At 72.5% G+C, this 26,910-nt stretch carries 24 protein-coding genes; 10 read left to right on the top strand and 14 right to left on the bottom strand.

The window, feature by feature from the left end:
* The first annotated feature begins 79 nt into the window (after positions 1-79).
* Positions 80-841: an alpha/beta fold hydrolase gene (locus tag ABZ848_RS32390; protein ID WP_360837662.1), complete on the top strand. Its 762-nt coding sequence runs from the start codon at positions 80-82 to the stop codon at positions 839-841.
* 246 nt (positions 842-1,087) lie between these two features.
* Here ABZ848_RS32390 and ABZ848_RS32385 read toward each other — a convergent pair whose 3' ends face one another.
* Genes ABZ848_RS32385 through ABZ848_RS32365 form a run of 5 tightly spaced genes read right to left on the bottom strand, consistent with a single transcriptional unit; the run spans position 1,088 to position 7,010 of the window.
* The gene (locus ABZ848_RS32385; RefSeq protein ID WP_360837660.1) at positions 1,088-1,621 is read right to left on the bottom strand and encodes a flavin reductase family protein; all 534 of its coding nucleotides are present in this window, start codon (positions 1,619-1,621) and stop codon (positions 1,088-1,090) included.
* A complete protein-coding gene (locus tag ABZ848_RS32380; protein WP_360837658.1) occupies positions 1,614-3,083 on the bottom strand; it encodes an amino acid adenylation domain-containing protein in 1,470 nt (489 codons plus the stop codon). The genes ABZ848_RS32385 and ABZ848_RS32380 overlap by 8 nt, the downstream gene beginning before the upstream one ends.
* The gene (locus tag ABZ848_RS32375) at positions 3,080-4,213 is read right to left on the bottom strand and encodes an acyl-CoA dehydrogenase family protein (RefSeq protein WP_360837657.1); all 1,134 of its coding nucleotides are present in this window, start codon (positions 4,211-4,213) and stop codon (positions 3,080-3,082) included. The genes ABZ848_RS32380 and ABZ848_RS32375 overlap by 4 nt, the downstream gene beginning before the upstream one ends.
* 51 nt (positions 4,214-4,264) lie before the next feature.
* On the bottom strand, positions 4,265-5,656 hold the full coding sequence (locus ABZ848_RS32370) for a citrate/2-methylcitrate synthase (RefSeq protein WP_360837655.1): 1,392 nt from the start codon (positions 5,654-5,656) through the stop codon (positions 4,265-4,267).
* A gap of 28 nt (positions 5,657-5,684) precedes the next feature.
* Positions 5,685-7,010 carry a cation:proton antiporter gene (locus ABZ848_RS32365; protein ID WP_360837654.1) on the bottom strand — a complete coding sequence of 442 codons (1,326 nt, stop codon included), beginning with the start codon at positions 7,008-7,010 and terminating at the stop codon, positions 5,685-5,687.
* 230 nt (positions 7,011-7,240) lie between these two features.
* Here ABZ848_RS32365 and ccrA point away from each other — a divergent pair, with 230 nt between their 5' ends.
* The 5 genes from ccrA to ABZ848_RS32340 all read left to right on the top strand — a co-directional run bounded on the left by ccrA (position 7,241) and on the right by ABZ848_RS32340 (position 12,428).
* A complete protein-coding gene (ccrA, locus tag ABZ848_RS32360; protein ID WP_360837653.1) occupies positions 7,241-8,620 on the top strand; it encodes a crotonyl-CoA carboxylase/reductase in 1,380 nt (459 codons plus the stop codon).
* Between the two features lie 191 nt (positions 8,621-8,811).
* On the top strand, positions 8,812-10,560 hold the full coding sequence (locus tag ABZ848_RS32355) for a 3-hydroxyacyl-CoA dehydrogenase NAD-binding domain-containing protein (protein ID WP_360837651.1): 1,749 nt from the start codon (positions 8,812-8,814) through the stop codon (positions 10,558-10,560).
* Positions 10,561-10,617: 57 nt separating this feature from the next.
* Entirely contained in the window at positions 10,618-10,776 is a 159-nt protein-coding gene (locus ABZ848_RS32350; protein WP_360837650.1) for a hypothetical protein, read from the top strand.
* Positions 10,773-12,251, top strand: coding sequence for a glutamate-5-semialdehyde dehydrogenase (locus tag ABZ848_RS32345; protein WP_360837649.1), 1,479 nt, complete (start codon positions 10,773-10,775; stop codon positions 12,249-12,251). The genes ABZ848_RS32350 and ABZ848_RS32345 overlap by 4 nt, the downstream gene beginning before the upstream one ends.
* A 15-nt stretch (positions 12,252-12,266) precedes the next feature.
* Positions 12,267-12,428, top strand: coding sequence for a hypothetical protein (locus tag ABZ848_RS32340; RefSeq protein WP_360837647.1), 162 nt, complete (start codon positions 12,267-12,269; stop codon positions 12,426-12,428).
* Positions 12,429-12,638: 210 nt separating this feature from the next.
* Here ABZ848_RS32340 and proB read toward each other — a convergent pair whose 3' ends face one another.
* From proB to ABZ848_RS32325, 3 genes are all read right to left on the bottom strand, one after another.
* Positions 12,639-13,826, bottom strand: coding sequence for a glutamate 5-kinase (gene proB / locus ABZ848_RS32335; RefSeq protein ID WP_360837728.1), 1,188 nt, complete (start codon positions 13,824-13,826; stop codon positions 12,639-12,641).
* Between the two features lie 53 nt (positions 13,827-13,879).
* On the bottom strand, positions 13,880-15,064 hold the full coding sequence (locus tag ABZ848_RS32330) for an alpha/beta hydrolase (RefSeq protein WP_360837646.1): 1,185 nt from the start codon (positions 15,062-15,064) through the stop codon (positions 13,880-13,882).
* 80 nt (positions 15,065-15,144) lie between these two features.
* Positions 15,145-15,753, bottom strand: coding sequence for a WhiB family transcriptional regulator (locus ABZ848_RS32325; RefSeq protein WP_360837644.1), 609 nt, complete (start codon positions 15,751-15,753; stop codon positions 15,145-15,147).
* Positions 15,754-16,259: 506 nt separating this feature from the next.
* Here ABZ848_RS32325 and ABZ848_RS32320 point away from each other — a divergent pair.
* The gene (locus tag ABZ848_RS32320) at positions 16,260-17,321 is read left to right on the top strand and encodes a type III polyketide synthase (RefSeq protein WP_360837643.1); all 1,062 of its coding nucleotides are present in this window, start codon (positions 16,260-16,262) and stop codon (positions 17,319-17,321) included.
* A 90-nt stretch (positions 17,322-17,411) separates the two neighbouring features.
* Here the strand turns inward: ABZ848_RS32320 and ABZ848_RS32315 are convergent, their stop codons facing one another.
* Positions 17,412-18,065 (bottom strand): TetR family transcriptional regulator, encoded by a 654-nt coding sequence (locus ABZ848_RS32315; protein WP_360837641.1) that lies wholly within the window; start codon positions 18,063-18,065, stop codon positions 17,412-17,414.
* A gap of 259 nt (positions 18,066-18,324) precedes the next feature.
* A complete protein-coding gene (locus ABZ848_RS32310; protein ID WP_360837640.1) occupies positions 18,325-18,933 on the bottom strand; it encodes a TetR family transcriptional regulator in 609 nt (202 codons plus the stop codon).
* A 160-nt stretch (positions 18,934-19,093) separates the two neighbouring features.
* Here ABZ848_RS32310 and ABZ848_RS32305 point away from each other — a divergent pair, with 160 nt between their 5' ends.
* Genes ABZ848_RS32305 through ABZ848_RS32295 form a run of 3 tightly spaced genes read left to right on the top strand, consistent with a single transcriptional unit; the run spans position 19,094 to position 22,068 of the window.
* Entirely contained in the window at positions 19,094-20,173 is a 1,080-nt protein-coding gene (locus tag ABZ848_RS32305; protein WP_360837638.1) for a ketoacyl-ACP synthase III, read from the top strand.
* Complete coding sequence (locus tag ABZ848_RS32300) at positions 20,170-21,762, top strand: acyl-CoA carboxylase subunit beta (RefSeq protein WP_360837636.1); 1,593 nt, start codon at positions 20,170-20,172, stop codon at positions 21,760-21,762. Before ABZ848_RS32305 ends, ABZ848_RS32300 begins: the two co-directional genes overlap by 4 nt.
* A gap of 57 nt (positions 21,763-21,819) precedes the next feature.
* On the top strand, positions 21,820-22,068 hold the full coding sequence (locus ABZ848_RS32295) for an acyl-CoA carboxylase epsilon subunit (protein ID WP_360837634.1): 249 nt from the start codon (positions 21,820-21,822) through the stop codon (positions 22,066-22,068).
* A gap of 25 nt (positions 22,069-22,093) precedes the next feature.
* Here the strand turns inward: ABZ848_RS32295 and ABZ848_RS32290 are convergent, their stop codons facing one another.
* The 4 genes from ABZ848_RS32290 to ABZ848_RS32275 form a co-directional block, all read right to left on the bottom strand.
* Positions 22,094-22,480: a barstar family protein gene (locus ABZ848_RS32290; protein ID WP_360837633.1), complete on the bottom strand. Its 387-nt coding sequence runs from the start codon at positions 22,478-22,480 to the stop codon at positions 22,094-22,096.
* The gene (locus ABZ848_RS32285) at positions 22,477-23,058 is read right to left on the bottom strand and encodes a TetR family transcriptional regulator (RefSeq protein WP_360837631.1); all 582 of its coding nucleotides are present in this window, start codon (positions 23,056-23,058) and stop codon (positions 22,477-22,479) included. The genes ABZ848_RS32290 and ABZ848_RS32285 overlap by 4 nt, the downstream gene beginning before the upstream one ends.
* A 714-nt stretch (positions 23,059-23,772) precedes the next feature.
* A complete protein-coding gene (locus ABZ848_RS32280) occupies positions 23,773-25,617 on the bottom strand; it encodes an FAD-dependent oxidoreductase (RefSeq protein WP_360837629.1) in 1,845 nt (614 codons plus the stop codon).
* Positions 25,601-26,884: an MFS transporter gene (locus ABZ848_RS32275; protein ID WP_360837627.1), complete on the bottom strand. Its 1,284-nt coding sequence runs from the start codon at positions 26,882-26,884 to the stop codon at positions 25,601-25,603. Before ABZ848_RS32275 ends, ABZ848_RS32280 begins: the two co-directional genes overlap by 17 nt.
* Positions 26,885-26,910: the final 26 nt, after the last annotated feature.

The raw sequence follows: 26,910 nt of genomic DNA, 5'->3' as shown, positions 1-26,910 counted from the left end.
GCCTGCTCCGCGCTTCACCATTCCGTGCCGACCGGCACCACCCGTGCCCTCCGGCGCCCCTTTCGAAGGAGAAACCCACATGTCCCTGAGCTCACCTGGTCCGGCCACCACAGCCCCCGCGGCTCCCGCGGACGCTCCCACCCTCCTCTGCCTGCCCCATGCCGGCGGCGCCGCGCGGGCCTTTGCGAGCCTGCGGGAGTCCGTCTCCGGCGCCGCCCGTACCGTGCTGCTCGAACTGCCCGGGCACGGGACCCGGATGACCGAACCCGTCCGCGACGACTTCGGGGACGTACTCGACGATCTGGTCCGCGCCTCCGCCCCGCACACCACCGGCCGTTACGTGCTGCTCGGGCACAGCATGGGCGCCGCCTTCGCCTACGAACTCGGCCGCCACTGGGCCGCGTTGGGCCGCCCGCCTGCCGCCGTGCTCGTCGTCGGGCGCAACGGGCCCACCGCCCGCCGGACTTTCCCGGACATCCACCGGCTGGCCGTCCCGGCGTTCCTGGACGCCGTGCGTCGGCTCGGCGGCACCCCGCCGCAGCTCTTCGAACGGCCCGAGCTGATCGAGCTGTTCACCCCGGTGCTGCGCGCCGACTTCACCCTCTCCGAGACGTACGAGCCGCTGCCCGGCCCGCCGCTGGCCTGCCCCCTGTGGGTCAGCGCGGGTACCGACGACCCGATGGTGGACGACGCCGGACTGCGCGACTGGGAGAACCACGGCTCGGGCGACGTACGGATCGAATGGCTGCCCGGCGGACACTTCCTGCTCGACGACCCGGCGTTCCATGCCTACGTCGGGGGCGTGCTGCGGGCCCTGCCGCTGGCCGCCGCAGCCCGCTGAGCCGCACGTACGACGCCGCCGGCCTTCCCCACCTGCGAGGCGGGGAAGGCCGGCGGCGTCGTACAGGAGGGGCTCGGTGAAAGTGGCGAAGCCGGCTGCGGTCGGCAGCGCCCGAAGGGGAAGGGGGCTGCATCGACCTGCGGCTCCGCCGCGTGGGCGCGATCAGCCGCGGCTGGCGCCGCAGCCGAAAGACGGCACGGCGCGGCCCCGCGGCGGAGCCGCACACGCGCACAGCCGGTGGAGCGCTCAGGCCGCCGAAGTCCCCTCCGCCAGCTCGGAGAACCGTGCCCTCCAGTACGCCAGCGGCGTATGCACCGTGCTCACATCCCCGTGCACCAGCCGCCCGACCAGGATCTGATGGTCGCCCGCCAGATAGCTGCTGGTCAGAATGCACTCGGCGGTCGCCACCGTGGCGTGCAGTACCGGCGCGGCGATCCGTTTGCCCTGGGTCCAGGGGACCCCCTCGAAGCGCTCGGGCACCGGTGAGGCGAAGGTCTTGGCGACGTCGGCCATCCCGGAGGACAGGAAGTTCACCGCGAAGACCGAGCTCTCGTGGATGGCCTCCAGTGTGGCGCTGGGATGCTTCACGCAGACCAGGAGCAGCGGTGGCGAGGCCGAGACGCTGCACACCGCGCTGCACGTCAGCCCGCGCGGCTCGCCCTCCGCGGTGATGCTGGTGACCACGCTCACCCCGGTCGGCAGTGAACCCATCACCGAACGGAAGGTGTTGATGTCCACCTGGTCCAACAGACTCTCCATGGGGTCCAGTTGCTCAGTCATCGGCCGTGATCCGATCCAGTAGGGCCTGGCGGTCCGTCTTGCCGTTGGCGGTCAGCGGGAGTTCGTCGACGACGTGCACCGCGTCGACCACCATGTAGAGCGGGAGCCGGTCCGCGCAGTCCCGCTTGAGCTCCAGCAGACCGGGGCCCCTGGGGCCGTCCGGCACCACCACCGCGTGGATCCTGGCGTCCAGGCCGCTGCCCACGACCACGCAGGACGCGGCGGCCACCTTCGGGTGCGCGGCGATGACGGACTCGACGTCGCCGAGTTCGATCCGATGCCCGCGCACCTTCACCATCTGGTCGCGCCGGCCCACGTACTCCAGCATCCCGTCGGGTCCCATCCGGCCGATGTCCCCGGTGAAGTAGGGGCCCTGCTGCGGTTCGCGGCCCCAGTAGCCGAGCATCACCGTGGGACCGGCGACCACGATCTCGCCCTCGCGCGCACGCGGCGGATGGATCCGGATGCGGTCACCGGAGGCCGGGGCGCCGATCGGCAGCGCACGGGTGGAGCCGAGATCGCGCTCTGTCACCTCGTAACTGGTGCAGACGTTGGTCTCGGTCGGGCCGTACCAGTTGAACATCCGCACGTCCGGCCAGGCCTTGCGCAGCTCGTGCACCTGCTGGATCGGGAAGGGCTCGCCCGCGAAGACGCACACCCGCAGCGCCTCGGGCGCGTCGCCGGACAGCAGGTCGCCGCGCTGCATCATCAGGATCAGCGCCGACGGCACCGAGTACCAGACGCTGATCCGCTGCTCGCGCAGCAGCGCGCCGAGCTGGGCGGGGTCGTAGGCGAGTCCCTCCGGGATCAGGAAGACGGAGGCGCCCGCCTTGAAGGCGGCGTAGAGGTCGAAGACGGAGAGGTCGAAGTTGAAGGGGGCGTGGTTGGAGAGCCGGTCGGAGGCGGTGACGCCGGTCTCGGCGACCGCCCAGTCGACGAAGGCCAGCGCGTTGCGGTGACTGATGCACACGCCCTTGGGCTCGCCCGTGGAACCGGAGGTGTAGAGGATGTACGCCGGGTCGTCCGGCTCGTTCTCGTGCACCGGCGGCGCGTCCGACGCGGGCGCCTCCTGGCGTACGTCGTCGAAGGCGGCCAGCGGCAGCTCGGCGGGCCAGTCGGTGTCGGCGGCGCGCCGGATGCCGTCGGCGTCGGCCACCACCAGGGCCGGGCCGCAGCCCGCGGCGATCCGGCGTACCCGCGCGGCCGGGTTGTTGGCGCTGACCGGGACGTAGACCGCGCCGACGCGCAGCGCGCCCTGCATCAGAGCCACGGCGTCGACGCTCTTGTGGGTCCACAGCACCACCCGGTCGCCGGGCCGCACCCCGCGCCGGTGCAGGGCGGCGGCGTACCGGTCGGCGAGTTCGTCGAGTTCCCGGTAGCTGTGCACCCCTTGGGAGGTGCGCACGGCCGGCGCGTCCGGGGCGCGCCGGGCCGAGTCGATGACGAGTCGGTGGAGCCTCACAGCCCTATCTCCTTCGCTATCAGTTGTCGCTGGATGTCCGAGGTTCCGGAGAAGATCGTGCTGGGCACGGCGTCCCTGAGCGCGGCCTCGACGCCGTCCTCGCGCAGATAGCCGCGCCCGCCGAAGACACGGACCGCGTCGGCGGCCGAGGCCAGCACCCCCTCGGAGACGGCCAGCTTCGACAGCGCGATCTCCAGCACGGACGGCTCGCCCCGGTCCATCGACCAGCAGGCGCGGTACAGCAGCAGCCGGGCACCCTCCAGGCGCACCTTGATGTCGGCGATGCGGTTGGACACCGACTGGAACTCGCCGATACGGCGCCCGAACTGCCGCCGCCACCTGGCGTGCGCGACGCACTGCTCCAACAGCCGGTCCAGCAGCCCGAGATAGAGGGCGAAGAGGCAGGCGCGCTCCCAGCCCATGGAGTGCTGGAAGATCGCCGCGCCCGCGCCGACCCCGCCGAGCACCTGCTCCTCGGGCACGAAGCAGTCCTCGAAGGTGACGGCCCCGGCCGGGCAGGAGTGCATGCCCATTTTCTCGTACGGCGCTCCGACCACGACCCCTTCGGCGGCGCGGTCGACCACGAAGCCGGTCACGCCGAGGAAGCCGGCCTTCGGATTCACGGTCCCGTACGTCACGTACACGTCGGCCGCCGGGCCGTTGCTGACGAAGCTCTTGGTGCCGTTGAGGAGGAACCCGCCGTCGACGGCGGTCGCCGTCATGCCGAGCCGCGAGGAGTCCGAGCCGGCCTCCGGCTCCGTCATCGCGTTCCCGGCGATCAGCCGGCCCGCGGCCAGCTCGGGCAGCAGCCGGCGCCTGGTCTCCGGGGTGCCGAACGCGGCGATCGGCACCGCGCAGGCGAAGGTGTGCGCCGCCGCGCCGAACACCAGGCCGGTGTCGGCGCAGCCGCGGCCCACCGCCTCCACCACGCGGGCGGTGTCGAGGGCGCCGAGGCCCTGGCCGCCGTAGTCCTCGGGCAGACAGGCCCCGAGGAGGCCGATCTCGCCGAGCAGCAGCCAGTCCTTGCGGCTGTAGAACCCGCCGCCGGGCGGCGCGGGGAAGGCGGCCCGGGTCGCCGCCAACACCTCGTCGTAGCGGGCCTGTTGGTCTTCGTTCCAGCCGAACTCCACATCTTCTCCTGGGGTACGGGGAAGGGGGCGCCCTCCCGTCGGCGGTCGCTGTCAGTTCTGTTCGGGTGAGGGCAGGCGCAGGTTCCGCGGGCCGACATAGCGCAGCCGCGGCTGGATGCCGCCCTGCTGGGCCCGCTGTTCGGCGACGTGCGCGAGCCAGCCGGGGACCCGGGCGGCGGCGAACATCGGCACGAACAGGTCGGAGGGCATGCCGAGCATGTGGTAGATCGCGGCGGCGTAGCAGTCCACCGTCAGATAGGGGCGTGGGCCCTTGGACGGGTGGGCCGCCGCCCGTACCGCGTCGAGGACCCTGAGGACGTGCTCGTCGTCGGGGCCGCCGCGGAAGCTGCGGGCGGCCTCGCGCAGCGGGCGGACCCGGGGGTCCTCCTCGGCGGAGGAGACCTGGCGGGCGCGGGCGGCGCGCACCTGGTCGACCCGGCCGCGCAGATAGGCGGCGGCCGTGTTGGGGTTGTTCTCCTCGCGGGCCAGGTCGATCACCTGGTGGGCGGCGCCGCCGTGCAGCGGGCCGGTGAAGGTGGCCAGCGCCACGGACATGGTGGCGAAGGTGTCGGCGCCGGTGCCGGCCGCGACCCGGGCGGCGAACGCCGAGGCGTTGCAGCCGTGTTCGGCCTGCAGCACCAGGCACAGGTCGACCAGGCGCACCCGCTCCGGGTCCCGCGGCAGGCCGAGCATGTGCAGGATGTTCTCGGCGTGCGACAACTCCGGCTCCGGGCGCGGGAGTTTACGTCCCGAGCGGGCCGCCTGCTGGGTCGCGAAGATGGTCGGGATGCGCGCGATGATGCGCTCCCCGAGGTCGATGTGGGCGGCCGGGTCGGCGTCCGCCTCCGCGGCGACCGCGAGCGCCGAGACCGCGGTGCGCAGGACGGAGGAGGTGCTGCAGCCCGCGTTGAGCACCAGGTTGGTGGCGACCATGGCGGGCAGTTCACGGGCCGCGGCGAGCCGGGCGCGGAAGCCGGCCAGCTCGTCCGGGTCGGGCAGCCAGCCCCGGATCAGCAGATGGACGACCTCCTCGAAGGTCACCCGGCCGATCAGCTCCTCGATGGGATAGCCCCGGTAGGACAGCCGGCCGCGCACCGCGTCCACCTCGGAGATGCCGGTCTCGCCGAACACCACCTCGGAGGCGTCCTCCGGCAGCGCTGGTCCGGGCAGCGGCGGGGCGATCGCGGACGCGTCGGGCGGGGCCTTCGCGCCCGCGAGTTGGGCCAGCCGCTCGTCGTAGAACTCGCGCAACTGGCCGACGGACTCGATGCGTTCGATGAGGTGGTCGTCGAGCGTGGTGCCCAACTCGTGCTCCAGATGGACCTGGAGCTCCACGGCGGTGAGGTCGTCCCAGCTGGCCACGGCACGGAGCTGCATCTCGTCGCCGATGAACTCCGACGGCATGTCGAAGACCCGGGACAGCGTGCTGATGACGGGGTGCACCTGACCATCTCCTTGTCTGTGCGTCGCTTCAACCGGCCAGGTCGCCGGCCTGGTCCGCCGGCTTCGGCAGGCGGACCACGGAAGCCGCGGGGCGTGAGCTGACCAGGCCCATCCGTACCGAGGGGAAGAGGTGGGGGAGGAGCGGGCCGGTCATGGCGGTGGTGATGAGGGCCATGAGGACCATCTCGGTGAACAGCGTGTCGTCCAGCACACCGAGGCTCAGACCGACGCCGAGGATGATCAGCTCGGTCAGTCCGCGGGTGTTCATCAGCACGCCGACGCCGGTCGACTCACGCCAGCTCAGCCCGAACGACTTCGCGGGCAGCCCGGCACCGAGGATCTTTCCGCAGACGGCGGCGGCCAGGATGAGGCCCAGTTCGCCCCAGGCGGTGAGCGACATGTCGGCGACGTCGACCGAGAGGCCGGTGATGATGAAGTAGACCGGCAGCATCAGCTCCCCGGCGTGCTGCAGCGGCTTCAGCATCCGCTCCTCCAGCAGCACCTGCGGCTTGCGCGGCATGACCAGACCGAAGGCGAAGGCGCCGAAGATGGGATGGATGCCGATCTTCGAGGTGGTGTACGCGGACAGCAGTAACCCCGCCGTGACCAGTGTCGCCAGATGAACTCCCGTGCCCTTGCGGGCGATCCGGCCCACGGCCCTGGCGAGCAGCGGCCGTACGACGACGATCATCGAGGCGCCGTAACCGGCCGACATCCACAGCGTGTCGGTGAACCCGGAGGGGCCGGACGCCGTGACGATCGCGACGACGGCGGCGAGCAGACACCAGGCGAGTACGTCGCCGAAGGCCGCGCTGGTCAGGGCCAGCGCCCCGATCCCGGTGCGGCTGAGGCCGTTGTCCTTGAGGATGCGGGCCAGCACCGGGAACGCGGTGATCGACATGCTGACGCCCAGGTAGAGCGTGAAGGAGTGCATCGGCACCTTCTCGCCGTTGACCACCGAGTGGTTGTGGTAGAGGAGCGCGGCGACACCCATGCCCAGCAGCAGCGGAGCCAGCATGCTGCCCGCGGTCACCCCGACCACGGAGCTCTTGCGGCGGCGCATCGACGCCCAGTCCAACTCCCAGCCGACGGTGAACATGAACAGCAACAGGCCGAGTTGGGCGACCATAGACAGCAAGGGCCGGACGCTGTCCGGGAAGAGACGGTGTGTCAGGTCGCCGGGGAACAGTCCGAGCAGGCTGGGGCCGAGCAGGATGCCGGCCGTGATCTCACCGATGACCGCGGGCTGGCGCACCTTGCGGGCAAGATGGGCGAGGGCCGTGCCCGCGATCAGGATGCCGGCGATGCCGGCGATGGCGGTTGCTTGCAGCGATTCGAGCTGATGCGGCGTCACGGCTTCTCCCTTGGGCGCCCGGATCTCGAACAAAATTCAACGACCGTAGAAATCAACTGGTGATGAGTTTTGCATGCCGGTCGATCCGCGGACAAGGGGCCTCGAGTGTCGGCGGGGGTCGTCCCGCGGCCCTGACGGGGCTTGCTAGGGCCCTGACTTCATGGAAAACTCACTCTTCGTTGAGTTCATTCTTTGTTGAGTTTTTTGCCCGTGGAGGGTGGTGCCCGGTGATGCGCGAACTGGTGGAAGTGATCGAGTCCCCGGACTCGGTGCCGGCCGATGTGGCGGCCCTGGGGGTGCCCGGTTCCTTCCGGGCCGCCGTACTGCACAAGGAGGACGCCGGCAGGTTCGAGGGGGTGCCGCCGCACGAGCGGCGGCCCGCCGACTCCGTGCACATCGAGGAGGTTCCGACGCCCGAACCGGGCCCCGGCGAGGTCCTGGTGGCCGTCATGGCCAGCGCCGTGAACTACAACACCGTGTGGAGTGCCCTGTTCTCGCCGGTGCCGACCTTCGCCCTCCTGGAGCGCTATGCCCGCCTCGGCGGCCTCGCCGCGCGGCACGACCAGCCGTTCCATGTCATCGGCTCCGACCTGTCCGGCGTCGTCGTCAAGTGCGGGCCCGGGGTGCGGCGTTGGGGCATCGGCGACCGGGTCGTGGCGCACTGCGTCTCCGTCGAACTGGAGGATGCGGAGGGCCATGGCGACCCCATGCTCGACCCCGAGCAGCGCATCTGGGGGTACGAGACCAACTACGGCGGGCTCGCCGACCTCGCCCTCGTCAAGGCCACCCAGCTGCTGCCCAAGGCCGAGCACCTCACCTGGGAGGAGGCCGCAGCACCAGGACTGGTCAACTCCACCGCCTACCGCCAGCTGGTCACCCCCAACGGGGCCGGCATGAAGCAGGGCGACAACGTCCTCATCTGGGGCGCGGTCGGCGGACTCGGCTCGTACGCCACCCAGCTCGCGCTGGCCGGCGGGGCGAACCCGGTGTGTGTCGTCTCCTCGCCCGAAAAGGCGGCGCTCGCCCGGGAGTTGGGCGCGGAACTGATCATCGACCGGAACGCCGAGGGCTACCGCTTCTGGCGCGACCCGCAGACCCAGGACCCCAAGGAGTGGCGCCGCTTCGGCTCCCGCATCCGCGAACTCACCGGCGGCGAGGACGTGGACATCGTCTTCGAGCACCCCGGCCGGGAGACCTTCGGCGCGTCCGTGTACGTCACCCGCAAGGGCGGCACGATCGTCACCTGCGCGTCGACGGCGGGCTACGTCCACGAGTACGACAACCGGTACCTGTGGATGTCCCTGAAGCGCATCGTCGGTTCCCACTGCGCCAACTACCGCGAGGCCTGGCAGGCCAACCGCCTGATCACCAAGGCCCGCATCCACCCCACGCTGTCACGCACCTACGCCCTGGAGGACGTGGCCGACGCGGTCGAGTCGATCCACCGCAACGAACACCACGGAAAGGTGGGGGTGTTGTGCCTGGCCCCGACGGAGGGACTCGGCGTCCGCGACCCGGAACTCCGGTCCCGCCACGAGCCGGCGATCAACCGGTTCCGGGCGGCGGCGCAGCGGGCGGCGGGGGCTCGGCTGAGCGGGGTGGCGGCGTGAGGGGGCGTGCGGACGCGGAGCGGGGCGGGGCGGGCGGCGCGGTGGGTGCCAACGGCGCTCTGCCGGGCGGTACTTCGGAGTCGGTGGGTTCCGAAGCTGTGGGCGCTGTGGGTGTCAGCGGCGCTGTATCGGGCGGTACTTCGGAGTCGGTCGGTTCCGATGCTGTCGGCGCCGTGGGTGCCAATGGCCCTGTGCTGGACGGTACTTCGGCGTCGGCTCGCTCCGACGGCGTCGGCGACGGCACCCTCGGTGTCGTCGGGATCGGTGTCATCGGTGGCGCGATCGTGCGGCGGGCCGTGCTCGCCGGGCATGTCGTCGTCGTACGGGATGCCCGGCCCGATCTGCGGGAGGTGCTCGACGGGCTGTGGGAGACGCCCGAGCAGGCCAGGGCCGCAGGGCGGCACATCCGGATCGCGCGCGGCTGGGCGGAGTTCGCGTCGGCACGGGTGGTCGTGGAGGCCGTGCCCGAGCGGCGGGACGCCAAGGCCGAGGTGCTGCGCGAGCTCGACCGCGCCTGTCCGCCGGACACCGTCCTGGCGACGACCACTTCAGCGCTCTCCCTGACCGACCTCGCCGCGGCCTCGGGCCGGCCGGGACGCGTCGTCGGCCTGCATCTGCCACTGCCCGCGGCCGGCCTCGGCGAGATCGCCCGTACCGTCATAGCGGACGCGTCCGCCGTGGCCCGCGCCCGCGAACTGGCCCGCGCCCTCGGCCTGGAGACGGTCACCGTCGGCGACCGGGCAGGGCTGGTCTCGGCCTCGCTGCTCTTCGGCTTCCTCAACCAGGCCGTCACGATGTACGACCAGCGCGCCGCGGGCCGGGACGACATCGACGCCGCCATGCGCTTCGGCTGCGGACTGCCCCTGGGGCCGTTCGAACTCCTCGACGTCATCGGCACGGACACCGCCTGCGACGTCCTCGACGCCCTGGCCGTCCGCCACGACGAGCCCGCTCTCCGCCCCGCCCGCCGACTGCGCCACATGGCCCTCGCGGGCCTGCTCGGCCGTAAGTCCGGACGTGGCTTCTACGACTACCGGGAACAGGCCGGCAGCGCTGCGCCCGCCCCCACCCGCCGTTCCCGGGGTGCCTCCCTGGTGCGCCGGGTGGGCGTCGTCGGCACGGGCACCATGGCCACCGGAATCGCGGAGGTCTTCGCCAAGGCCGGCATCGACACGCTGCTCGTCGGCCGGACCGACGCCCGCGCCAAGTCGGCGTGGGAGGCGGTGGCCGCCTCGACCGGCCGGGCGGTACGGCGGGGCAGGCTGACCGAGGCGGACCAGATGGCCGCGCTGGAGCGGCTGGACCCGAGCAGCGACCTGGAGAGGCTCGCCGACTGCGACCTGGTCGTCGAGGCGATCGCGGAGGAACTCCCGCTGAAGAAGCAGCTGTTCGGGCGTCTCGGTACGGTCTGCCGCCCCGGCGCGCTGCTCGCCACCACCACCTCCAGCCTCCCCGTGATCGAGTGCGGTCTCGCCTCCGGGCGGCCCGAGGACGTCATCGGGATGCACTTCTTCAACCCGGCGCCGGTGATGCGGCTGGTCGAGGTGATCCCGTCGCTGGAGACCGCGGCCCGGCACGTCGACACGGCCCGCGAGGTCTGCCGACGGCTCGGCAAGCACCCCGTGCAGTGCATGGACCGGCCGGGCTTCATCGTCAACGCACTGCTCTTCCCGTACCTCAACGGCGCGGTGCGGCTTGCCGAGAGCCACTACGCCGGGGCCGACGAGATCGACGCGGTGATGAAGCTCGGCTGCGGATATCCGCTCGGGCCGTTCGAACTGCTCGACGTCATCGGCCTCGACGTGTCCCTGAGCATCCAGCGCGTGCTGCACGACGCCGACGGCCGCCCCGCCACGATGCCGGCGCCCCTGCTGGGCCACCTCGTGGCGGCGGGCCGCTCGGGCCGCAAGACGGGCGCCGGCTTCCGCGTCTACGGCTGACACAGGCGCGCCCGGCCCCGAGGAGGACAACGCCATGAACAACACGGACCCGACGCCATGAACAACACCGAACCCGACGGTACGACCCACGCCGCCGAGGCCGACGCCCTCGCCTGGTCCCTCCTGATCGACCTGATCGGCTACCCGCCCACGACGACACCCGGGGACGTCTTCCCGCCACAGACGGTCCGTCCGACCGAGGAGGACGAGCGATGACCACACGAGCACAGGTTCGGGCCGACGCGGAGGGGACGGGTGGGGGAGGGGGTGGGGGTGGCTCTGCGGATGCGGTGACCGACGCTGCGGCGCCGCGCCAGGACGCCGACACCGCGACTGTCCCCGCCGAGAGGCCGGACGCCGACCCCGCGACTGTGCCTGCCGCCGCGCCGTGCCCGGACGCCGACCCTGTGACCGCTCTTGCCGCCCCGTCCGTGCGTCAAGTCGCCGTCGCCGCGCAGACCGCTGCCCGGCGGCTCGCTCTCACCACCGGTGCCGAACGAAACGCCGCGCTCACGGCGATCGCCCGTCGGCTGACCCTCGACCCCGCCGGGATCCTCGCCGCCAACGAGCGGGACGTCGTCGAGGCACGGGCCGCCGGGCGGTCGGAGACCGTGCTGGACCGGTTGCGGCTGACGCGGGAGCAGCTCGACGGGCTGGCGCGGACTGTGCGGGCGCTGGCCGACGAGCCCGATCCGGTCGGCGAGGTGGTCAGCGGTTCCGTCATGCCCGGCGGCCTCCAGGTAACGCGCGTGAGCGTGCCCCTCGGCGTGGTCGGCATGATCTACGAAGGCCGCCCCAACGTCACCGTCGACGCCGCCGCGCTCTGCCTCAAGAGCGCCAACTCCGCCCTCCTGCGCGGCTCTTCGACCGCCCGGCACACCAACGCCGCCCTGGTCGCCGCGCTGCGCGAGGCCCTCGCAGGCACCGCCGTCCCGGTCGACGCCGTACAGCTCGTTCCCGGCATCACCCACGACTCCGTACGCGAACTCATGTCCCTGCGCGGCCTGGTGGACGTCCTCGTCCCCCGCGGCGGCGCCGAACTGATCCGCACCACGGTCCGCGAATCGGCGGTCCCCGTGATCGAGACGGGCGTCGGCAACTGCCATGTGTACGTCGATCAACACGCCGATCTCGACAAGGCGTTGGCGATCCTGCTGAACGCGAAGACCCAGCGCCCGTCGGTGTGCAACGCCGCCGAGTCGCTGCTCGTCCACGAGGCCGTGGCCGCCGACTTCCTGCCCGGGGCGCTGAAGGAGCTGACCGAGCGGGGAGTCCTCGTGCATGGGGACGAGAAAGTGCGGGCGTTCCACGAAGGGGTCGTACCCGCCACCACCGACGACTGGGACTGCGAGTACCTCGCCCTGGAACTGTCGGCCGCGGTCGTCGCCTCCCTGGACGACGCCGTAGACCACATCCGCCGGCACGGAACCGGCCACACGGAGGCCATCGTCACCGACTCCCAGTCGGCGGCCCGGCGCTTCGTCGCCTCGCTGGACACCGCGGTCGTCGCGGTCAACGCCTCCACCCGTTTCGCCGACGGCGGCGAGCTCGGCCTCGGCGCCGAACTCGGCATCTCCACCCAGAAACTCCACGCGCGCGGCCCCATGGGACTGGCCGCGCTGACCACCACCAAGTACGTCCTGGTGGGCGACGGTCACATCCGGGGCGGAGCCGCCGCCCCGCTGCCGTAGACGGGAGGCCGGTTCATGCACATTCGCATCATCACGGAGACGAAACCGACGGGCTGGCTGCTGTACGAGGAGGACCCGCGCCACGAACGCCAGCCGAAGCCGCCGGTGCCGTGGCTGGGTCTGGCCGGGGTCGAGGAGGACCCGCGCGAGCTGCATATCGTGCGGGGGATCGACTAGCAGGCGGCTAGGCGGTCAGGCGGTCAGGCGGCTAGGCCGCTGGCGGCCACGCAGCCAGGCGGGCGGACATCGAGGCGGCGGCCACCCCATCGGGGGCGACCGCCGCCTTCGGCGTTCCGAGGCTCTCGTCGGCGAGGCTCGTCTCCCGTTCCCTTTCCCGTTTCCGTTCCCGTTGCCGGAGTTGATCCCGCGCGCTCCCGTCCGCGAAGCTCACCCCGCCGACGGTCGCTGCAACTCCTCCACGGGCGCCGGGGGTTGACCCGTCTCGTGCGCCGGGCGGATCCGTACGCTCACCCGTCGCCGCACCTGGGCCGGCACTTCCGCGCGCGTGGCCGTCGGGAGGAGGACCAGGTCGTCCTGGTGGACCACCGCGCGGCCCGAACGGCCCCGGATCAGGGCGAGTTCCTGACCGGCGAGCGAGGCCAGCCCGCGGCCGACCAGGCGCCCCTCCTCGTCCACCAGCTCCACGGGGTCGCCGGCGACGAAGTGGCCCTCCACCCGCGTCACGTCCTCCGCGGGCAGCGGCCCGCGGCCCTGGGCGAGGTCGTGCACGGCCCGCCCGGTCAACTGCACCGTCCCGCGCGGACTGCTCGCGTGCTCCAGCCACAGCAGATGGTCGGCGCCCCGGTCCCCGGTGCGGTGGAAGAACGTCCCCGTCTCCCGCCCGGCCAGCGCGTCGGCGGCATGCGAAGCGGCCGTCAGTACGACGGGAACGCCCGCCGCGGTCGCCATCCGCGCCGCCTCCACCTTCGTCACCATGCCACCGGTGCCGACCCCGGCACTGCCCGCACCGCCGAACTCCACGCCCCGCAGATCCTGGGGCCCGCGGACCTCGCGCAGCAGCGTGGCCCCGGGCCGGCGCGGGTCGCCGTCGTAGAGGCCGTCGATGTCAGAGAGCAGGACCAGCAGATCGGCCCGCACGAGATGCGCGACGAGCGCGGCGAGCCGGTCGTTGTCGCCGAAGCGGATCTCCGCGGTGGCCACGGTGTCGTTCTCGTTGACGACCGGTACGGCGCCCATGGCGAGGACCTGGGAGAGGGCACGGTAGGCGTTGCGGTAGTGGGCGCGGCGGCCCATGTCGTCGGCGGTCAGCAGGACTTGGCCCACGCGTAGCCCGTGCCGGGCGAACGACGCCGTGTACCGCGCCACCAGCAACCCCTGCCCGACGCAGGCGGCCGCCTGCTGCCGGGCCAGATCCCGGGGACGCTCCGTGAGCCCGAGCGGCGCGAGCCCCGCGGCGATGGCCCCGGATGACACCAGTACGACCTCGGCACCCGCACCCCGGGCCCGCGCCAGCACGTCCACCAGCGCGTCCACCCGGTCCGAGTCGAGCCCGCCGACGGCCGTCGTCAACGAGGACGACCCGACCTTCACCACGATCCGACGGGCCGTCAACACTTCGTCACGCAACGACGGTTCGGCCCCGGACGCGCCCTGCGCGAACCCCGCCGTCACCGGACGACCGTAATGGGAAGAACGCCCGCCGACCGGGACTCGTGACTCCCGGCCACCGCACCAGGCGTGCGGCCAACGGCCTCGCTCACCGGCGAGGCCGCCTCCGCGCCCGCCCCGACAGCCGATCCACCCGTCTCAGCAGCCGATCCACCCGTCCCAACAACCGAACCGCTCACCGATACGGCCGAACCACCTACCGCACCCGCCCCGCCCCTCGCACCGGCGGCCTCGCTCCTCGCACCGTCGCCAGCCCCCCGCACCCCGACCACCCCGCCCCCACCCCCCGCCATCTCACGCAGCAACGCATGCACGGTCTCCAACACCAACACCGGCCGCTCATAAGGCAGATCGTGCCCCTGCTGCGGCACCGTCTGCAGCACCGCTCCCGGTATGTCCCCGACCAGCCGTGCCGCCTGTTCCGGTGGCGTGTAGTAGTCCCGCGCGCCGACCAGGACCCGCGTGGGCACGCGGCCCAGCGCGGACAGGCGTCCCGCGCAGTCGTGGGTGGTGAGCGCGGCGTAGAACTCGGCGACGGCCAGCGGCGGGACCGCCCGCAGCGCCCGTGCGTCCGTACGTGCCGTGTCCCCGCCGTGCCGCGCGCCGAACAGGACGCGCCACAGCGGGGCAGTCGACGGATGCGTCAACGGCCCGGTGAGCAGCCGGTGCACGGCCTTGGCCCACCCCGGCGAGCGCAGTAGACCCGCGACGACCGCCCGCCACCCGGCATGCGCCCGCCGTCGCGCGGGCGGTGCGTCGGCCGTGACCGCGCCCACCCCGTCGAGGCAGGTCGAGAACAGCCCGACGGCGGCCACCCGGCCCCCGAAGAGCTCCGGCCGCTCCACCGCGAGCTGCTGGATCGCCATGCCGCCCATGGAGTGCCCGACCAGCACCACCGGCCCGTCGTACCCGTCCGTGACCGTGTCCAGCACCCGGCCGAGATCCCGCCCGAGCAGCGCCATGTCGAGCACGGCGTCGCCCCGGGTGGAACGCCCGTGCCCCCGCTGGTCGTAGCCGACCACCCGCAGCGCGGGAAAACCGGACCGGGGCCGGGTCAGCGCGTCGACATGCCGCCGCCAGTCGCGCGCGGCCATGGTCCACCCGTGACACAGCACGACGGTGGCCGGTGCCTCCGCCGGACCCTGCGTGTGGACGACGAGCTCGGCGCCGTCGTCGGTGACCACGGTACGAGCCGTGCTCCGGGGCCCGTTCGACGCGCCCGGGGCAGGAGCCGTACCGCGTGGATCGGCCGACACCGCAACGCTCATGACGCCCGCGCCACATCGGCGACGGCCGACTCCGTGCGCGGTGAACGCCCTTGGGGTGAGCAGGACTTGGCACCCCGCCCGGCACCCACCCGCGGCGCCGGAAGGCAGAACCGCGGTATCCGGCTCACCGGCCCGCGCGTGCACACGAACGCGTACTCCGCGGCCCGCCAGGCCTGTTGGACCTGCCCGAAGGACAGTCCGAGCGCGCCCGCGATCCGGCCCGGCGACCAGCCGTGCCGGCGCAGGAACCACACGTACGCGGGCCGTTCCCGAACCGGCGCGCTGATCCGGCGTCCGCCGCCCGCGAGGAACGCGGCGAGCTCGTCGGTGATCTCCTCCAACGTCCCCGCGACGCGCAGCACCTCGCGCCGCTCCCGCACGCTGAGGCCGCCCCAGATCCCGGTGCCCTCCTCGTGCTGCAGTGCCTCGCGCAGACACTCCCTGGTCACCGGGCAGCGGGCGCACAGCCGTTTGGCCGCCGCCTCCCGGTCGGAGGCCTCCGCGCCGCCGGCCGGCGGGAAGAAGGTGTCGGGGTCGGCGTCGCGGCAGGCCGCTCGTTCCACCCAGGGGTCGGGGTCCGCGCGGTGGCGCGCCGGTGCGTACATGGCGGTCGTCCCTCTCTCGTCGTGGCGATGGCGATCCTCCCGTCAGAGTAAACTCAACAAGCAATGATTTCAATGAGTGTTGATATCTTCGTGAGCGGTGGTTGCCCCGGGCGCAAATGTGGTTGAGAGCTGGACGAACGGTGACCGACCGCTGGATTCCACAGGCGTTGAAATTCGCCCTTGCCGGAGCCAACTCCTCTGTCGTACGGTCACGTTGGAGACGGCACGTAATCCAGACGGCGGAGCTCCCCCACGAGCATGCTCCGGGTCGTCGCGTGCCGCAGTTCGGAACAGCGATCTCAGCTCTGCGTTCTTCATTTCCGCGCTGCACAGGCGCTCCCAACGGGGGGAGCACGGTCAGACACCGGGGGGTGTTCGGCGTGCGCAGACTTCCGCGGCGAGAGCCGCCGGGTGCGGCGGTGGCCGCCGCCACGGCGCGGGCGGCCCGGGCGGGTTGTGACCGGCCCGCAGTTCCCAGCAGACTTCCGACATCCCTTGGAGACGTCGTGCCAGTCGTCAGCGCACCCGTAGTCGTTCTGCCCCGTCATCAGGTCACCACCGACGAACTCATGGAGCGCATCGAGGAGTTGTACGCGGACCATCCCAAGATCCGCCAGATCAGGCGGGTCATGCGGGCCACCACCGTCCGGACGCGCTGCTACACCCGGCCCCTGGCCGAGCAGTTCGGCGTGCCGTCCTCACTCGCCGAGCGGGCGCGCGCACACCTTCGCGAGTGCCTGGACCTGGCCGAACGGGCCGCGGAGCAGGCACTCCTGGAGACGGGTCTCGACCCGGGCGAGATAAACGGCCTGGTGGTCCTCAGCTCGACCGGGCACAGCCTGCCGGGGCTGGACGTCCCGCTCATGGACCGGCTGGGGCTGCCCCGGTCCGTCCGCCGGGTGCCGGTGAGCCAAGTGGGCTGCGCCGGAGGCGTGTTCGCCCTCGCCCGCGCCCTGGATCTGATGGCCGCCGGCCGGGACTCCCGCGTGCTCGTGGTCTGCGTCGACGCGTTCAGCCACTATCTGCACGGCGCCGACACGGGCCTGGACGGGATGATCCTCAAGGGTCTCTTCGGCGATGCCGCCGGTGCCTGCGTGGTGCGCAGCGAAGCCGCCGGCCCCCGCATGGAGCTCCTGCGCGCCTGGGAGTACGTGCACCCGGACACCCACGGGACCGTGGGCACCTACGTGGACGGCGACGGACTGCACGGCTTCAACTCGCCGAAGCTGCAACGCGTGGTGCGGGAAGCCATGCCGCTGGTCACCGACTGGCTGGAGCGCACGGCGCCGCCCGGCTGCGACCCCGCACCGCGGTTCGTGGTGTCCCACACCGGCGGCCCCAGGATCCTGGACGCCTTCGTCGAGGGCCTCGGCTGCCACCCCGACATGGTGGACCTGGCCCGGGACTCGCTCCGCGAACTGGGCAACGTCGGGTCGGTCTCGGTCCTCGACGTCCTGCAGCGTACGTTCGCCAAGTCCCCCGCGGAGGGCGACCGCGGCCTCCTGCTCGCGGCGGGCCCCGGAGTCACCTTCGTGGCGGTGCAGGCCGTCTGGCGGAGCTGGAGCTGACCCTTCGGGCCCGGAGGCGTCACGGGCGGACCGGAAGGCCCCACGACCGGGCCCCGGTCCGCCGCACCCTCCGGTGGCCCGGCCTCCGTCTCACTCCCGCTCGGCCGACTGCCGTACCCGCGGCTCCAGCGAGGGGGACAGGCGCATCTCCAGGGCGGGGACCACCCATGAGAGGAACTCCTCGAACTCCATGTCGGCCAGCGGGTGGATCTTCAGTACGTAGCGCAACAGGGCGAGGCCGACCAGATGGCCGGAGGCCAGGGCCGCACGCGTCTCGGAATCCGGCTGGTCCCGGTACCCGGACCGCTCGGCCCAGGCCTTGGTGCTGTCCTCGACGCGCGAGCGCAGCGCGTTCGAGGTGCTCGCGTCGGCGAGTCCCGCGCGGTAGATGGCGGTCATGGCGGACCGCGAGTGCTCGTCCTCCCAGAACGACAGATAGGTGCGGGCCAGCCAGGCCGCCTCCGAGGTGCCCGGCTCGGCCTCCGTCGTGACCATCGTCTCGAAACGGGAGGACACGCTGAAGGTGGAGTTGATCGCGGCCTCGAAGACCCCCTCCTTGTTGCCGAAGAAGTGGTGCACCAGCGCGGGATCCACCTGGGCACCCTCGGCGATCGCGCGGATCGTCGTCCGGGCGTAGCCGCGGTCCGAGAACAGGTGGAGTGCCGACTCCAGAATCTGCTCGCGCGTGCCGCTGTCGCCGGGCCGGCGTCCGCTGCGGGCGCGGTGCGGACGGGGCTTCTTCACCGCTGAAGCACCCGTCCGTGAAGTGGAGGTGGACTTTCGGGCAGGAGTGGCGGAACCGTCCGCGCGCCTGGATGTCATGGAATCACTGCACTTCATGGGGGGTTGCCGGATAACAATTCACTACACAGTGAAAACATCCTAGCAGCCGCCACGTGCGGAATCCATCCACAGGTGCCGCCTGGGAAAGCCCGTTCCGTACCGGGCCGTTGACGTGCGGGTCGCCCTCCCGCCGACCGGCTGTCGCCGTCCGTTTCCGGGCCTACCGAGCGTCGGCGGACCCCAGCAGCGTACGCCGCAGGGCCGGGGTGATGGTCTCGATGACCGTCTCGATCTCCACCGACGCGACCGCCGCCGTTCCGGTCAGGTGCCGGGCGACGACCGTGCCGCCGAGCTGGGCGCCGAACAGCGCGGTGCGCAACACGGCGTCCTCGCCGGGCAGTTCCTGGTCGACCGAGCCGTTGAGGACCTCGGTGATGCGCTCGCGCCAGACCGCGGAGGCCTCCCGGTCGGACAGGGCGACGCGGAACACCTCGATCAGCGGGGACTCCCCGTCCTCGCCGGGCTCCCACAGGGCGAGGAAGGTGCGGGCGAGCCGGGCCGGCAGGTCCTCGTCGACGCCCTCGGCCAGCGCGGGCCCGAGCAGCCCGGCGACCCGCACGGTCCGCTCGACCAGTGCGCCGAACACCGCCGCCTTGTCGGGCAGCAGCTCACGGGCGTACCCGGGTTCCAGGCCGGCCGCCGCGGCGAGGTCCGTGAACCCGGTCTGCCGGTAACCCCGTTCGGTGAACAGGGTGCGGCCCGCCGAGATCAGGGTCTGGGTCGCCTCGGCCCGGGTGTCCGTGGTGGTCGCAGTGGTGGAGGCGGTCATGGTGAGCATCTCCCGTTGGGTGAACGTCCGTACGGCGCCGGATGCGCCGTACGCTAATTCATGCTCAAGTGAACTCTCTCTGTGTTGAATTAGTCAAGCGGCTCTGCGATGATTTCAACGCATGGTGAGTTAGAGGCTCGCCGCTGCCCGAGGAGGAATCGTGCAGTCCATCGGCATCACCGGAGTGGGCTCGTACCTGCCCAAGACGGTCATCAGCAACGCGGAGATCGGGCACGGCGCCGGCGTGACCGACGAATGGATCGTCCGCAAGACCGGCATCCGCGAGCGGCGCCGCGCCGCTCCCCACGAGGCCACCTCGGACCTGGCCGCCGTGGCGGCCCAACGCGCCCTGGACCGCGCAGGTCTGACGGCCAGTCAACTTGCTTACGTCGTAGTGGCCACCTCCACACCCGACCATCCCCAGCCCGCCACCGCCGCCCTGGTCCAGGACCGTATCGGCGCCCGCCGGGCCGCCGCCTTCGACGTCAACGCGGTGTGCAGCGGCTTCGTCTACGCCCTGAAGACCGCCGAGCGGCTGCTCGCCGGGACCGCCCCGGGCGAGCCGCGGCACGCCCTCGTCATAGGCGCCGACATCTACTCCCGCATCCTCGACTACAGCGACCGCCGCACGGCCGCCCTCTTCGGCGACGGCGCCGGCGCGGTGGTCCTCGGCCCGGTCCCGGCCGGACAGGGCCTGAGGCACGTCTCCCTCGTCTCGCGCGGCGACGCCCACGGCCTGATCCGCGTCGAGGCCGGCGGCAGCCGCCGGCCCGCCTCGCCGAGCACGGTGGCCGAGGGCGGCCACTACTTCCGCATGGACGGACGCGGAGTCCGCTCCTTCGTCCAGCAGAACCTGCCGTACGAGATCGGGCGCCTCCTGCGCGGAGCGGCCGTACTCCCGGACGCCGTACGCCACTTCGTCCCGCACCAGGCCAACGGCATCATGCTCGCCGAGCTCTGGCCCGACCTCGGCCTGCACCGCGCCGCGCTCCACCTCACTCTGGAGCGTTACGCCAACACGGGCGCCGCCTCCGTGCCGGTCACCCTGGCCGAAATCGACCGCACGGGCGTGATCGCCCCCGGCGAGCTGGTGGTGCTGGCCGCTTTCGGCGGCGGGATGAGCGTCGGTACGGCGCTGCTGGAGTGGACGCTGGGCGGGGCGGACGCCCGGCCGGCCGCGGACGGCACGTTCCCCGAACTCCTCACCGCGGGCGAGCCGTTCTCGCCGGTCGCCTCATGAGCCCCCGCGAGCCCGGCACGCCCGGGACCACACCCGCGACGGGCATCCACGGCCGTGCGGCCGCCCTGCGCGCACTCAAGGACGAGATAGCACAGGGCCCCGACGAGAAGTCCACCGCGGCCCAGCACGCCAAGGGCAAGCTCACCGCCCGTGAGCGCATCGCGCTGCTCCTCGACGAGGGCAGCTTCCACGAGGCGGAGCAGCTGCGCCGGCACCGCGCGACCGGCTTCGGCCTGGAGGACAAGAAGCCGCACACCGACGGCGTCATCACCGGCTGGGGCACGGTCCACGGCCGCACGGTCTTCGTCTACGCGCACGACTTCCGCATCTTCGGCGGCGCGCTCGGCGAGGCCCACGCCGAGAAGATCCACCGCATCATGGACCGCGCGGTCGCCGCGGGCGCCCCGCTGGTGTCCCTCAACGACGGCGCGGGAGCCCGTATCCAGGAGGGCGTCACGGCCCTCGCCGGCTACGGCGGCATCTTCACCCGCAACGCCCGGGCGTCCGGCGTGATCCCGCAGATCAGCGTGATGCTGGGCCCGTGCGCGGGCGGCGCGGCGTACTCGCCCGCGCTCACCGACTTCGTCTTCATGGTCCGCGAGACCTCCCAGATGTTCATCACCGGCCCCGACGTCGTCCAGGCGGTCACCGGCGAACGGGTCTCGCTCGGCGGCCTCGGCGGCGCCGACGTGCACGCCGAGGTGTCGGGTGTCGCGCACTTCGCTTACGACGACGAGGAGACCTGCCTGGAGGAGGTCCGCTACCTCCTCTCCCTCCTCCCGCGCAACAACCGCGAGACCCCGCCGGCCGTCCCCCTGGAGGACCCGGCGGACCGCAGCTGCGAGGCCCTCCTCGACCTGGTCCCCGCCGACGGCAACCGCCCCTACGACATGCGCCGGGTGGTCGAGGAGATCGTCGACGACGGCGAGTTCCTGGAGGTCCACGAACGCTGGGCGGCCAACGTCATCTGCGCACTCGCCCGACTCGGCGGCCAGGTCGTCGGCATCGTCGCCAACCAGCCACTCGTCCAGGCCGGCGTCCTCGACATCGACGCCAGCGAGAAGGCGGCCCGCTTCGTGCAGATGTGCGACGCGTTCAACATCCCGCTGGTGACGCTGGTCGACGTACCCGGCTTCCTCCCCGGGGTCGCCCAGGAACACAACGGCATCATCCGCCGAGGTGCGAAGCTCCTCTACGCCTACTGCAACGCCACCGTCCCGCGCATCTCCCTCATCCTCCGCAAGGCATACGGCGGCGCCTACATCGTCATGGACTCACGCTCGGTCGGCGCGGACCTGTCGTACGCCTGGCCCACCAACGAGATCGCGGTGATGGGCGCGGAGGGCGCGGCCAACGTCATCTTCCGCCGCCGCATCAAGGCGGCCGACGACCCCGACGCGACCCGCCGCCAGCTGGTGAAGGAGTACCAGGCCGAGCTGATGCACCCGTACTACGCCGCCGAACGCGGCCTCCTGGACGACGTCCTGGACCCGGCCGACACGCGCCGGGTCCTGGTGGAGTCCCTGCGGATGCTGCGGACGAAGCATGCGGAGCTGGCGGCGCGGAAGCACGGGAATCCGCCGCAGTGACGGGGGACTTGGGGGATATGGACGCCTTGAGGTGGACGACTTGATGAGGAGCGCCGGATGACGACACGGGAGACGGGGACGTCGGATACGGGACCGGAGGTGGAGAGGCCGCTGGTCCGCATCCTCAGGGGCGGGCAGCCGGCGCCCGACGAACTCGCGGCGCTGACGGCGGTGTTGCTGGCGCGGGCGGCGACGGTGGAGGCGGAAGCCGAGGCCGAGGACGAGGAGTCGGTACGGGTCGTCCCGCTCTGGGAGCGGCCTGCCCCCGCCGCGCCGTACCGCTCGCCGGTGAGTTGGCGCAACTGAGGGACGAGGAGCGGCAGTTGCCCCTTCAGCTCAACCGCAGGACGCCGGGCACCTGTTGCTCGAAGATCCGGACGAGCCAGTCGAAGACGGTGTCGCCCTGCCCGGCGCGGGCGGCGGCCAACTCGGCGGCGACGGCGGGCCGGTTGGTGGGATGACAGTGGGAGAGCCGGATCTCCAGCTGCCGAGCGGTCTCCGCATGCCCGAGACGTTCGCGGGACACGGCATGATCCCGCCACTCCATGACATAGTCGTCGTCCTCGGGAGTCCCGAACCCGCCCCGCAGACAGTCGATGAGGGCGTCGAGGTTCTTGCCGAAGTAGCCGCCGGGGCCGTTGACGGCCTCGCCGATCTCCCGCCAGAAGTCCTCGAGGGTACGGATGCGTGTCCCGTCCAGGACGAATGTGGCTGTCACAGGGGCGAGGGTACGTGCAGTGCGAGGGCCGTCCGCATCGAGGGGGCGACGAGTTCGGCGAGGGCGGGCACGGAGAGGTCGGCGATGGGCCGCAGCCGGAGCACGTACCGGGTGAACGCCACCCCCAGCAACTGCGCGGCGAGCAGCCCGCTCCCGGCGGCGGCCCGCTCGTGGCCCAGTACGCCGGTGAGGCTGCTGGTGAACTGCTCGTGGAGCATGTGGCGCAGGTGTTCGGCGGCGCGTTCGTTGGTGGCCGCGCAGCGCAGGAGGAGCCGCAGGGAGCCCTCGTCGGAGTCGTCCTCCCAGGGGGCGAGGAAGTGGGCGACGAGGGTCTGGGGGAGCCGCTCCGGATCGGTGCCGGTGAGGTCGGGTAGGCCCAGGTCGACGTCGAGGGCGGCGTCGAAGAGCTGCTCCTTGCTGCCGAAGTACCGCATCACCATGGACGGATCTATCGAGGCGCCGGCGGCGATGGCCCGTATGGTCGCCCGCTGATACCCCTCAGCGGCAAACCGCACCCGAGCGGCCCGCAGAATCGCCTCGCGGGTACGGAGGGAACGCGGTGATGCGGGGTGTGCCATGACGGGGGCCTTTCGTGTGGGACGCGGGTCGTGGACGGGGCAGATGGTTGGAGCGGCGGTGCCGCGACTGTGCCTTGCAGAGGGCGTGTTGGGATCGCCGCCGAGGTGTCTGCCACCCTTCACCGCCCACCGGCCGCTCCTCGCTCGCTGCCGGCTGGTACCTCGACTCCCTGGACCTGAGGCCGACCACTTGCCACCCCGCCTCACCCACTCTTCGGGGCGGTGCTCTCTCGGTGCGGGTCGGTACCTCTGTTTCGTCCGCGGTTCGAGGCCGACCACTTGCCATCCCGCCTCACCCACTCTTCGGGGCGGTGCTCTCTCGGTGCCGGTCGGTACCTCCGTTCCGTCCGCGGTTCGAGCCCGAGCGTTTGCCATCCCCAGCCCCACCCACCCGCCAGGGCGACGCCTTCTCGGCGCCGGTCGCCCCCCTCCAGCCCGTCCGGCGTTTGAGGACGAGGCCCCTTCAGGGCCGAACGGGGTCCGGGCGGGGCCCCGGCGGGGTGCAGAGGGGAGCCCTGGCGGGGTGTACGGGCGGGGTGGAGGGGGAGTCCCGGTGGGGTGTACAGGCGGAGTCCCGGCGGGGTGCAGGAGCGGAGCCCCATGAGGGGTGCAGGGGACGTAGTCCCCGCCGGGGTCGAAGGGGCGGAGCCCCTGGGGATGGGACGGGTAGGGGCGGCGGGGGCGAGATCCGCAAGCCGCAACCACCCCACCGCGTCACGCCTGTTCAACCTCCGCCGACTCCTCCGGCTCGACCTCCGCCGCTTCCGACTCACGCTCCCGCCCCGCCAACGCCCCTTCCCCGGGCCCCGCCTCCACCCCCCGCCGAGCCACCGGCCCCTCCGCCCCGCACCACCGAAGCAACGCCTCCCGCACCCGCCCCTCGAACCCGCCCGGATCCCCCTCCCCGTCCACCCAAGCCGCATAACCATCCGGCCGCACCAACAACCCAGCCACACCACCGAGTTCACCCACAGGCCCGGCGACAAGCACAGGACACACCCGCGACCCCCAGGCCTCGGCCACCCCGGCCCCACGCCCGTCCACGGTCAGATCGAGCAACACGAACCGCCCGTCCCGCATCAACTCGTACAACCGAACCGGCGCACCCCCAGGCCGCGGCACCGTCAAGTCGCCCACCCGCCGCCCGACCCGCACACCGGAACCCCCTACGGCAGCCCGCAGCGACCCCAAGCCACCCAGCCCGGCCCGCACACCCGAACCACCCAGTCCGGCCCGCCCACCCGAGCTCCCCAGCCCGGCCCGCAAGCCCGACGCCCGCTCACCGCTCCCCACACCAAGCCCTCCCAGCCCGGCCCGCAGCAACGAACTCCTCCGCCCCGTGCCCCCCAGCCCCGAAGCACCCCGACCACTCCCCAAGCCGGCCCCTCCCGAACCACCCCGCCCCCCATACCCCGCCCGCAGCCCCGAGATCGCCTCCCCGGCAACGCGCCGCACAGTCCGCCGCCCCAGCAGCCCCGCCAGCACCACCCGCCGGGCCGCAGTCACCGCCCCCGACGGACTCGTGGCCAGCGCGGTCGCCCGGTCCGTCGCGCGCAGGATGCGTTGGGCCTGGGGCCGCCGCTCCGTCTCGTACGAGTCGAGCAGCCCCGCCGGCGCCCACCCCTGCACCGCCGCCGCCAGCTTCCACCCCAGGTTGACGGCGTCCTGGATGCCCAGATTCAGCCCCTGCCCGCCCAGCGGCGAGTGCAGGTGCGCCGCGTCCCCGGCCAGCAGCACCCGCCCGGTCCGATAGCTGTCCGCGATCCGCTGATGGATCTTGAAGCGGGCCAGCCACTCCGCGTCGTACGGCCCCGGATCGAACCCCAGCGACAACGTCAGCAGCTCGGACAGCTCCTCCAGCGTCACCGCCTCCCGCGTCCACGGCCGGTCCCGCCGCGCCACCGCGATCCGGTACAGCCCGTCCCCGTACGGCACCGACACCATCACCCCGCCGCCCCCGGACAGCACCAGCACGTCGTCCGGCGGCGGCTTGCGCAGCCGTACGTCCGCGAGGACCGGCGCGATGTCGTACGTACGACCGCGAAACGCGATGCCCGCAAGCTCGCGCACCGCGCTGTGCGCCCCGTCGCAGCCGACGACGTAGTCCGCGCTCTCCTCCCACTCCCCGCTCTCGGTGCGCACCTGCAGCACCACCCCCGAGCCGTCCTGCTCGAGCCCGAACACCTCGGCCCCGCGCTGCACGATGACCCCGAGATCGAGGGCGTGCCGCTGCAGCACCTCCTCGGTGCGGCTCTGCGGGATCACGTGCAGCGCCGGGAAGCGCGTGTCGAGCTCGGTGAAGTCGAGCACCGCGCCCCGCGCGGGCACCATGCGGCCCACCGGCCGGCCCACCGCCGTCAGCGCGTCGGCGTGGCCGCGCAGGTCGAGCACCTCCATCGTCCTGCTGTACAGGCCCATGGCCCGGGACTGCGCGGACGGGGAGGTACGGCGTTCCAGGACGGTGCAGGACACTCCGGCGGCGGCCAGTTCACAGGCCAGCGCGAGTCCGGTGGGTCCGGCCCCGACGACGATGACGGACTGCTCAGGCGCGTTGGCCATGGGTTTCTCCTTGGACGTCGGTCAGCGGTGCGGCCGGTGCGGACGTGGTGCCGGTCGCGGGGGCCAGGCGGCTGGACCTTGCCGCCCACGTCCCGGCGCCGAGTACGAGGGCCCCGAGCAGCAGCCAGCCCACGACGCCCTGCCGCACCACCAGGAAGGTGACGACCAGCGGCCCGTAGGTGTTGCGCGCGGCGTTGCCCAGGCTGAAGAAGGCGAGATAGACCTGACGGCGGTCCTCGGGGGCGAGTTCGTACGAGATCGCCCAGGCCCCCGCCTGCTGGTGCATCTCGGCGAACGCCTGGAAAGCCACCGCGGCGAGCAGCACCGCGACGGCGTACGGCATGGGCAGCGCCCCGGTGATGGCCAGCGCGCCGCAGCCCACCGCCAGCAGCATCCCGCTCAGCCCGAGCGCCCGGCCGCCGTCCGCCGCGGTCTCGGTGGCGCGGGTCGCCCGCACCTGGAACAGCACCACGACGACGGTGTTGAGCACCACCGCCCAGGCGATGACGGCGCGGGGGAGCGCGGACGGGTGCGCCAGCACCCACAGCGGTACGCCCGCCGTCAGGACCGTCACATGCAGACTGACCAGGGAGTTGAGCGCGGTGAGCGCGGCGAAGCGGCGGTCCCGGAAGACCCCGAGCCGCTGCCGCCACGGCAGCGGTCGTACACCGGACCGCCCGTCGTCCTGCCCGGCCCGCAGCCGCGCGACCAGGAGGGCGGCCACCACGAACGACACCGCGTTCGCGTATACGACGCCCAGGTACACCGCGTCGCTGTCCGCCACCAGCACCGCCCCGGCCACCAGACCGCCCAACGCCAGCCCCAGGTTCTGCAGCGACCGGGCCCGCCCCATCGCCCGCACCCGCTGCGGGCCCTCGACCGCCGTACCGAACAGGCCCTGCAGCAGCGGCGAGGCCGCCCGGTCGGCCACCGCGAGCAGGGACACCACGCACAGGAACGGCACGAAGCCCGACGCGAGCGGATACACGGTCAGCAGCGCGGCCCGTACGAGATGAGCGGCCATGAGCGTGCGGCGCGCGCCCGCCCGGTCCGCCAGGATCCCGGTCGGCACCAGCAGCGCGAACGACAGCGCGCCCGCGACGGACAGCCCGACACCCACCTGCCCGTCGCCCAGGCCCAGATACCGGGTGAGGAAGACGACGGAGACCGACATGTAGAGCCCGCTGCCGAGCGCGTCGACGAACACGGCGGCGAGCAGCGCGAGCGCCGGACCCGGCAGCCGCCCCCGCCCGGCGGGACTCTTCATGTCGGCCTCCGTAGAAGGGAGTTGAG

This window comes from Streptomyces sp. NPDC047081 (assembly GCF_040643775.1).
Classification (GTDB): domain Bacteria; phylum Actinomycetota; class Actinomycetes; order Streptomycetales; family Streptomycetaceae; genus Streptomyces.
Note: the sequence above shows the minus strand (reverse complement) of the source record. Positions and strands in the feature narration are given on the sequence as shown.

What these genes read in the sequence shown, in the direction of transcription:
- ABZ848_RS32280 (WP_360837629.1), bottom strand. Translation starts at nt 25,617, where the DNA reads ATGGCCAACGCGCCTGAGCAGTCCGTCATCGTCGTCGGGGCCGGACCC.
- ABZ848_RS32300 (WP_360837636.1), top strand. Translation starts at nt 20,170, where the DNA reads ATGAGCCCCCGCGAGCCCGGCACGCCCGGGACCACACCCGCGACGGGC.
- ABZ848_RS32385 (WP_360837660.1), bottom strand. Translation starts at nt 1,621, where the DNA reads ATGACTGAGCAACTGGACCCCATGGAGAGTCTGTTGGACCAGGTGGAC.
- ABZ848_RS32325 (WP_360837644.1), bottom strand. Translation starts at nt 15,753, where the DNA reads ATGTACGCACCGGCGCGCCACCGCGCGGACCCCGACCCCTGGGTGGAA.
- ABZ848_RS32295 (WP_360837634.1), top strand. Translation starts at nt 21,820, where the DNA reads ATGACGACACGGGAGACGGGGACGTCGGATACGGGACCGGAGGTGGAG.
- ccrA (WP_360837653.1), top strand. Translation starts at nt 7,241, where the DNA reads ATGCGCGAACTGGTGGAAGTGATCGAGTCCCCGGACTCGGTGCCGGCC.
- ABZ848_RS32310 (WP_360837640.1), bottom strand. Translation starts at nt 18,933, where the DNA reads ATGACCGCCTCCACCACTGCGACCACCACGGACACCCGGGCCGAGGCG.
- ABZ848_RS32340 (WP_360837647.1), top strand. Translation starts at nt 12,267, where the DNA reads ATGCACATTCGCATCATCACGGAGACGAAACCGACGGGCTGGCTGCTG.
- ABZ848_RS32350 (WP_360837650.1), top strand. Translation starts at nt 10,618, where the DNA reads ATGAACAACACCGAACCCGACGGTACGACCCACGCCGCCGAGGCCGAC.
- ABZ848_RS32345 (WP_360837649.1), top strand. Translation starts at nt 10,773, where the DNA reads ATGACCACACGAGCACAGGTTCGGGCCGACGCGGAGGGGACGGGTGGG.
- ABZ848_RS32390 (WP_360837662.1), top strand. Translation starts at nt 80, where the DNA reads ATGTCCCTGAGCTCACCTGGTCCGGCCACCACAGCCCCCGCGGCTCCC.
- ABZ848_RS32285 (WP_360837631.1), bottom strand. Translation starts at nt 23,058, where the DNA reads ATGGCACACCCCGCATCACCGCGTTCCCTCCGTACCCGCGAGGCGATT.
- ABZ848_RS32275 (WP_360837627.1), bottom strand. Translation starts at nt 26,884, where the DNA reads ATGAAGAGTCCCGCCGGGCGGGGGCGGCTGCCGGGTCCGGCGCTCGCG.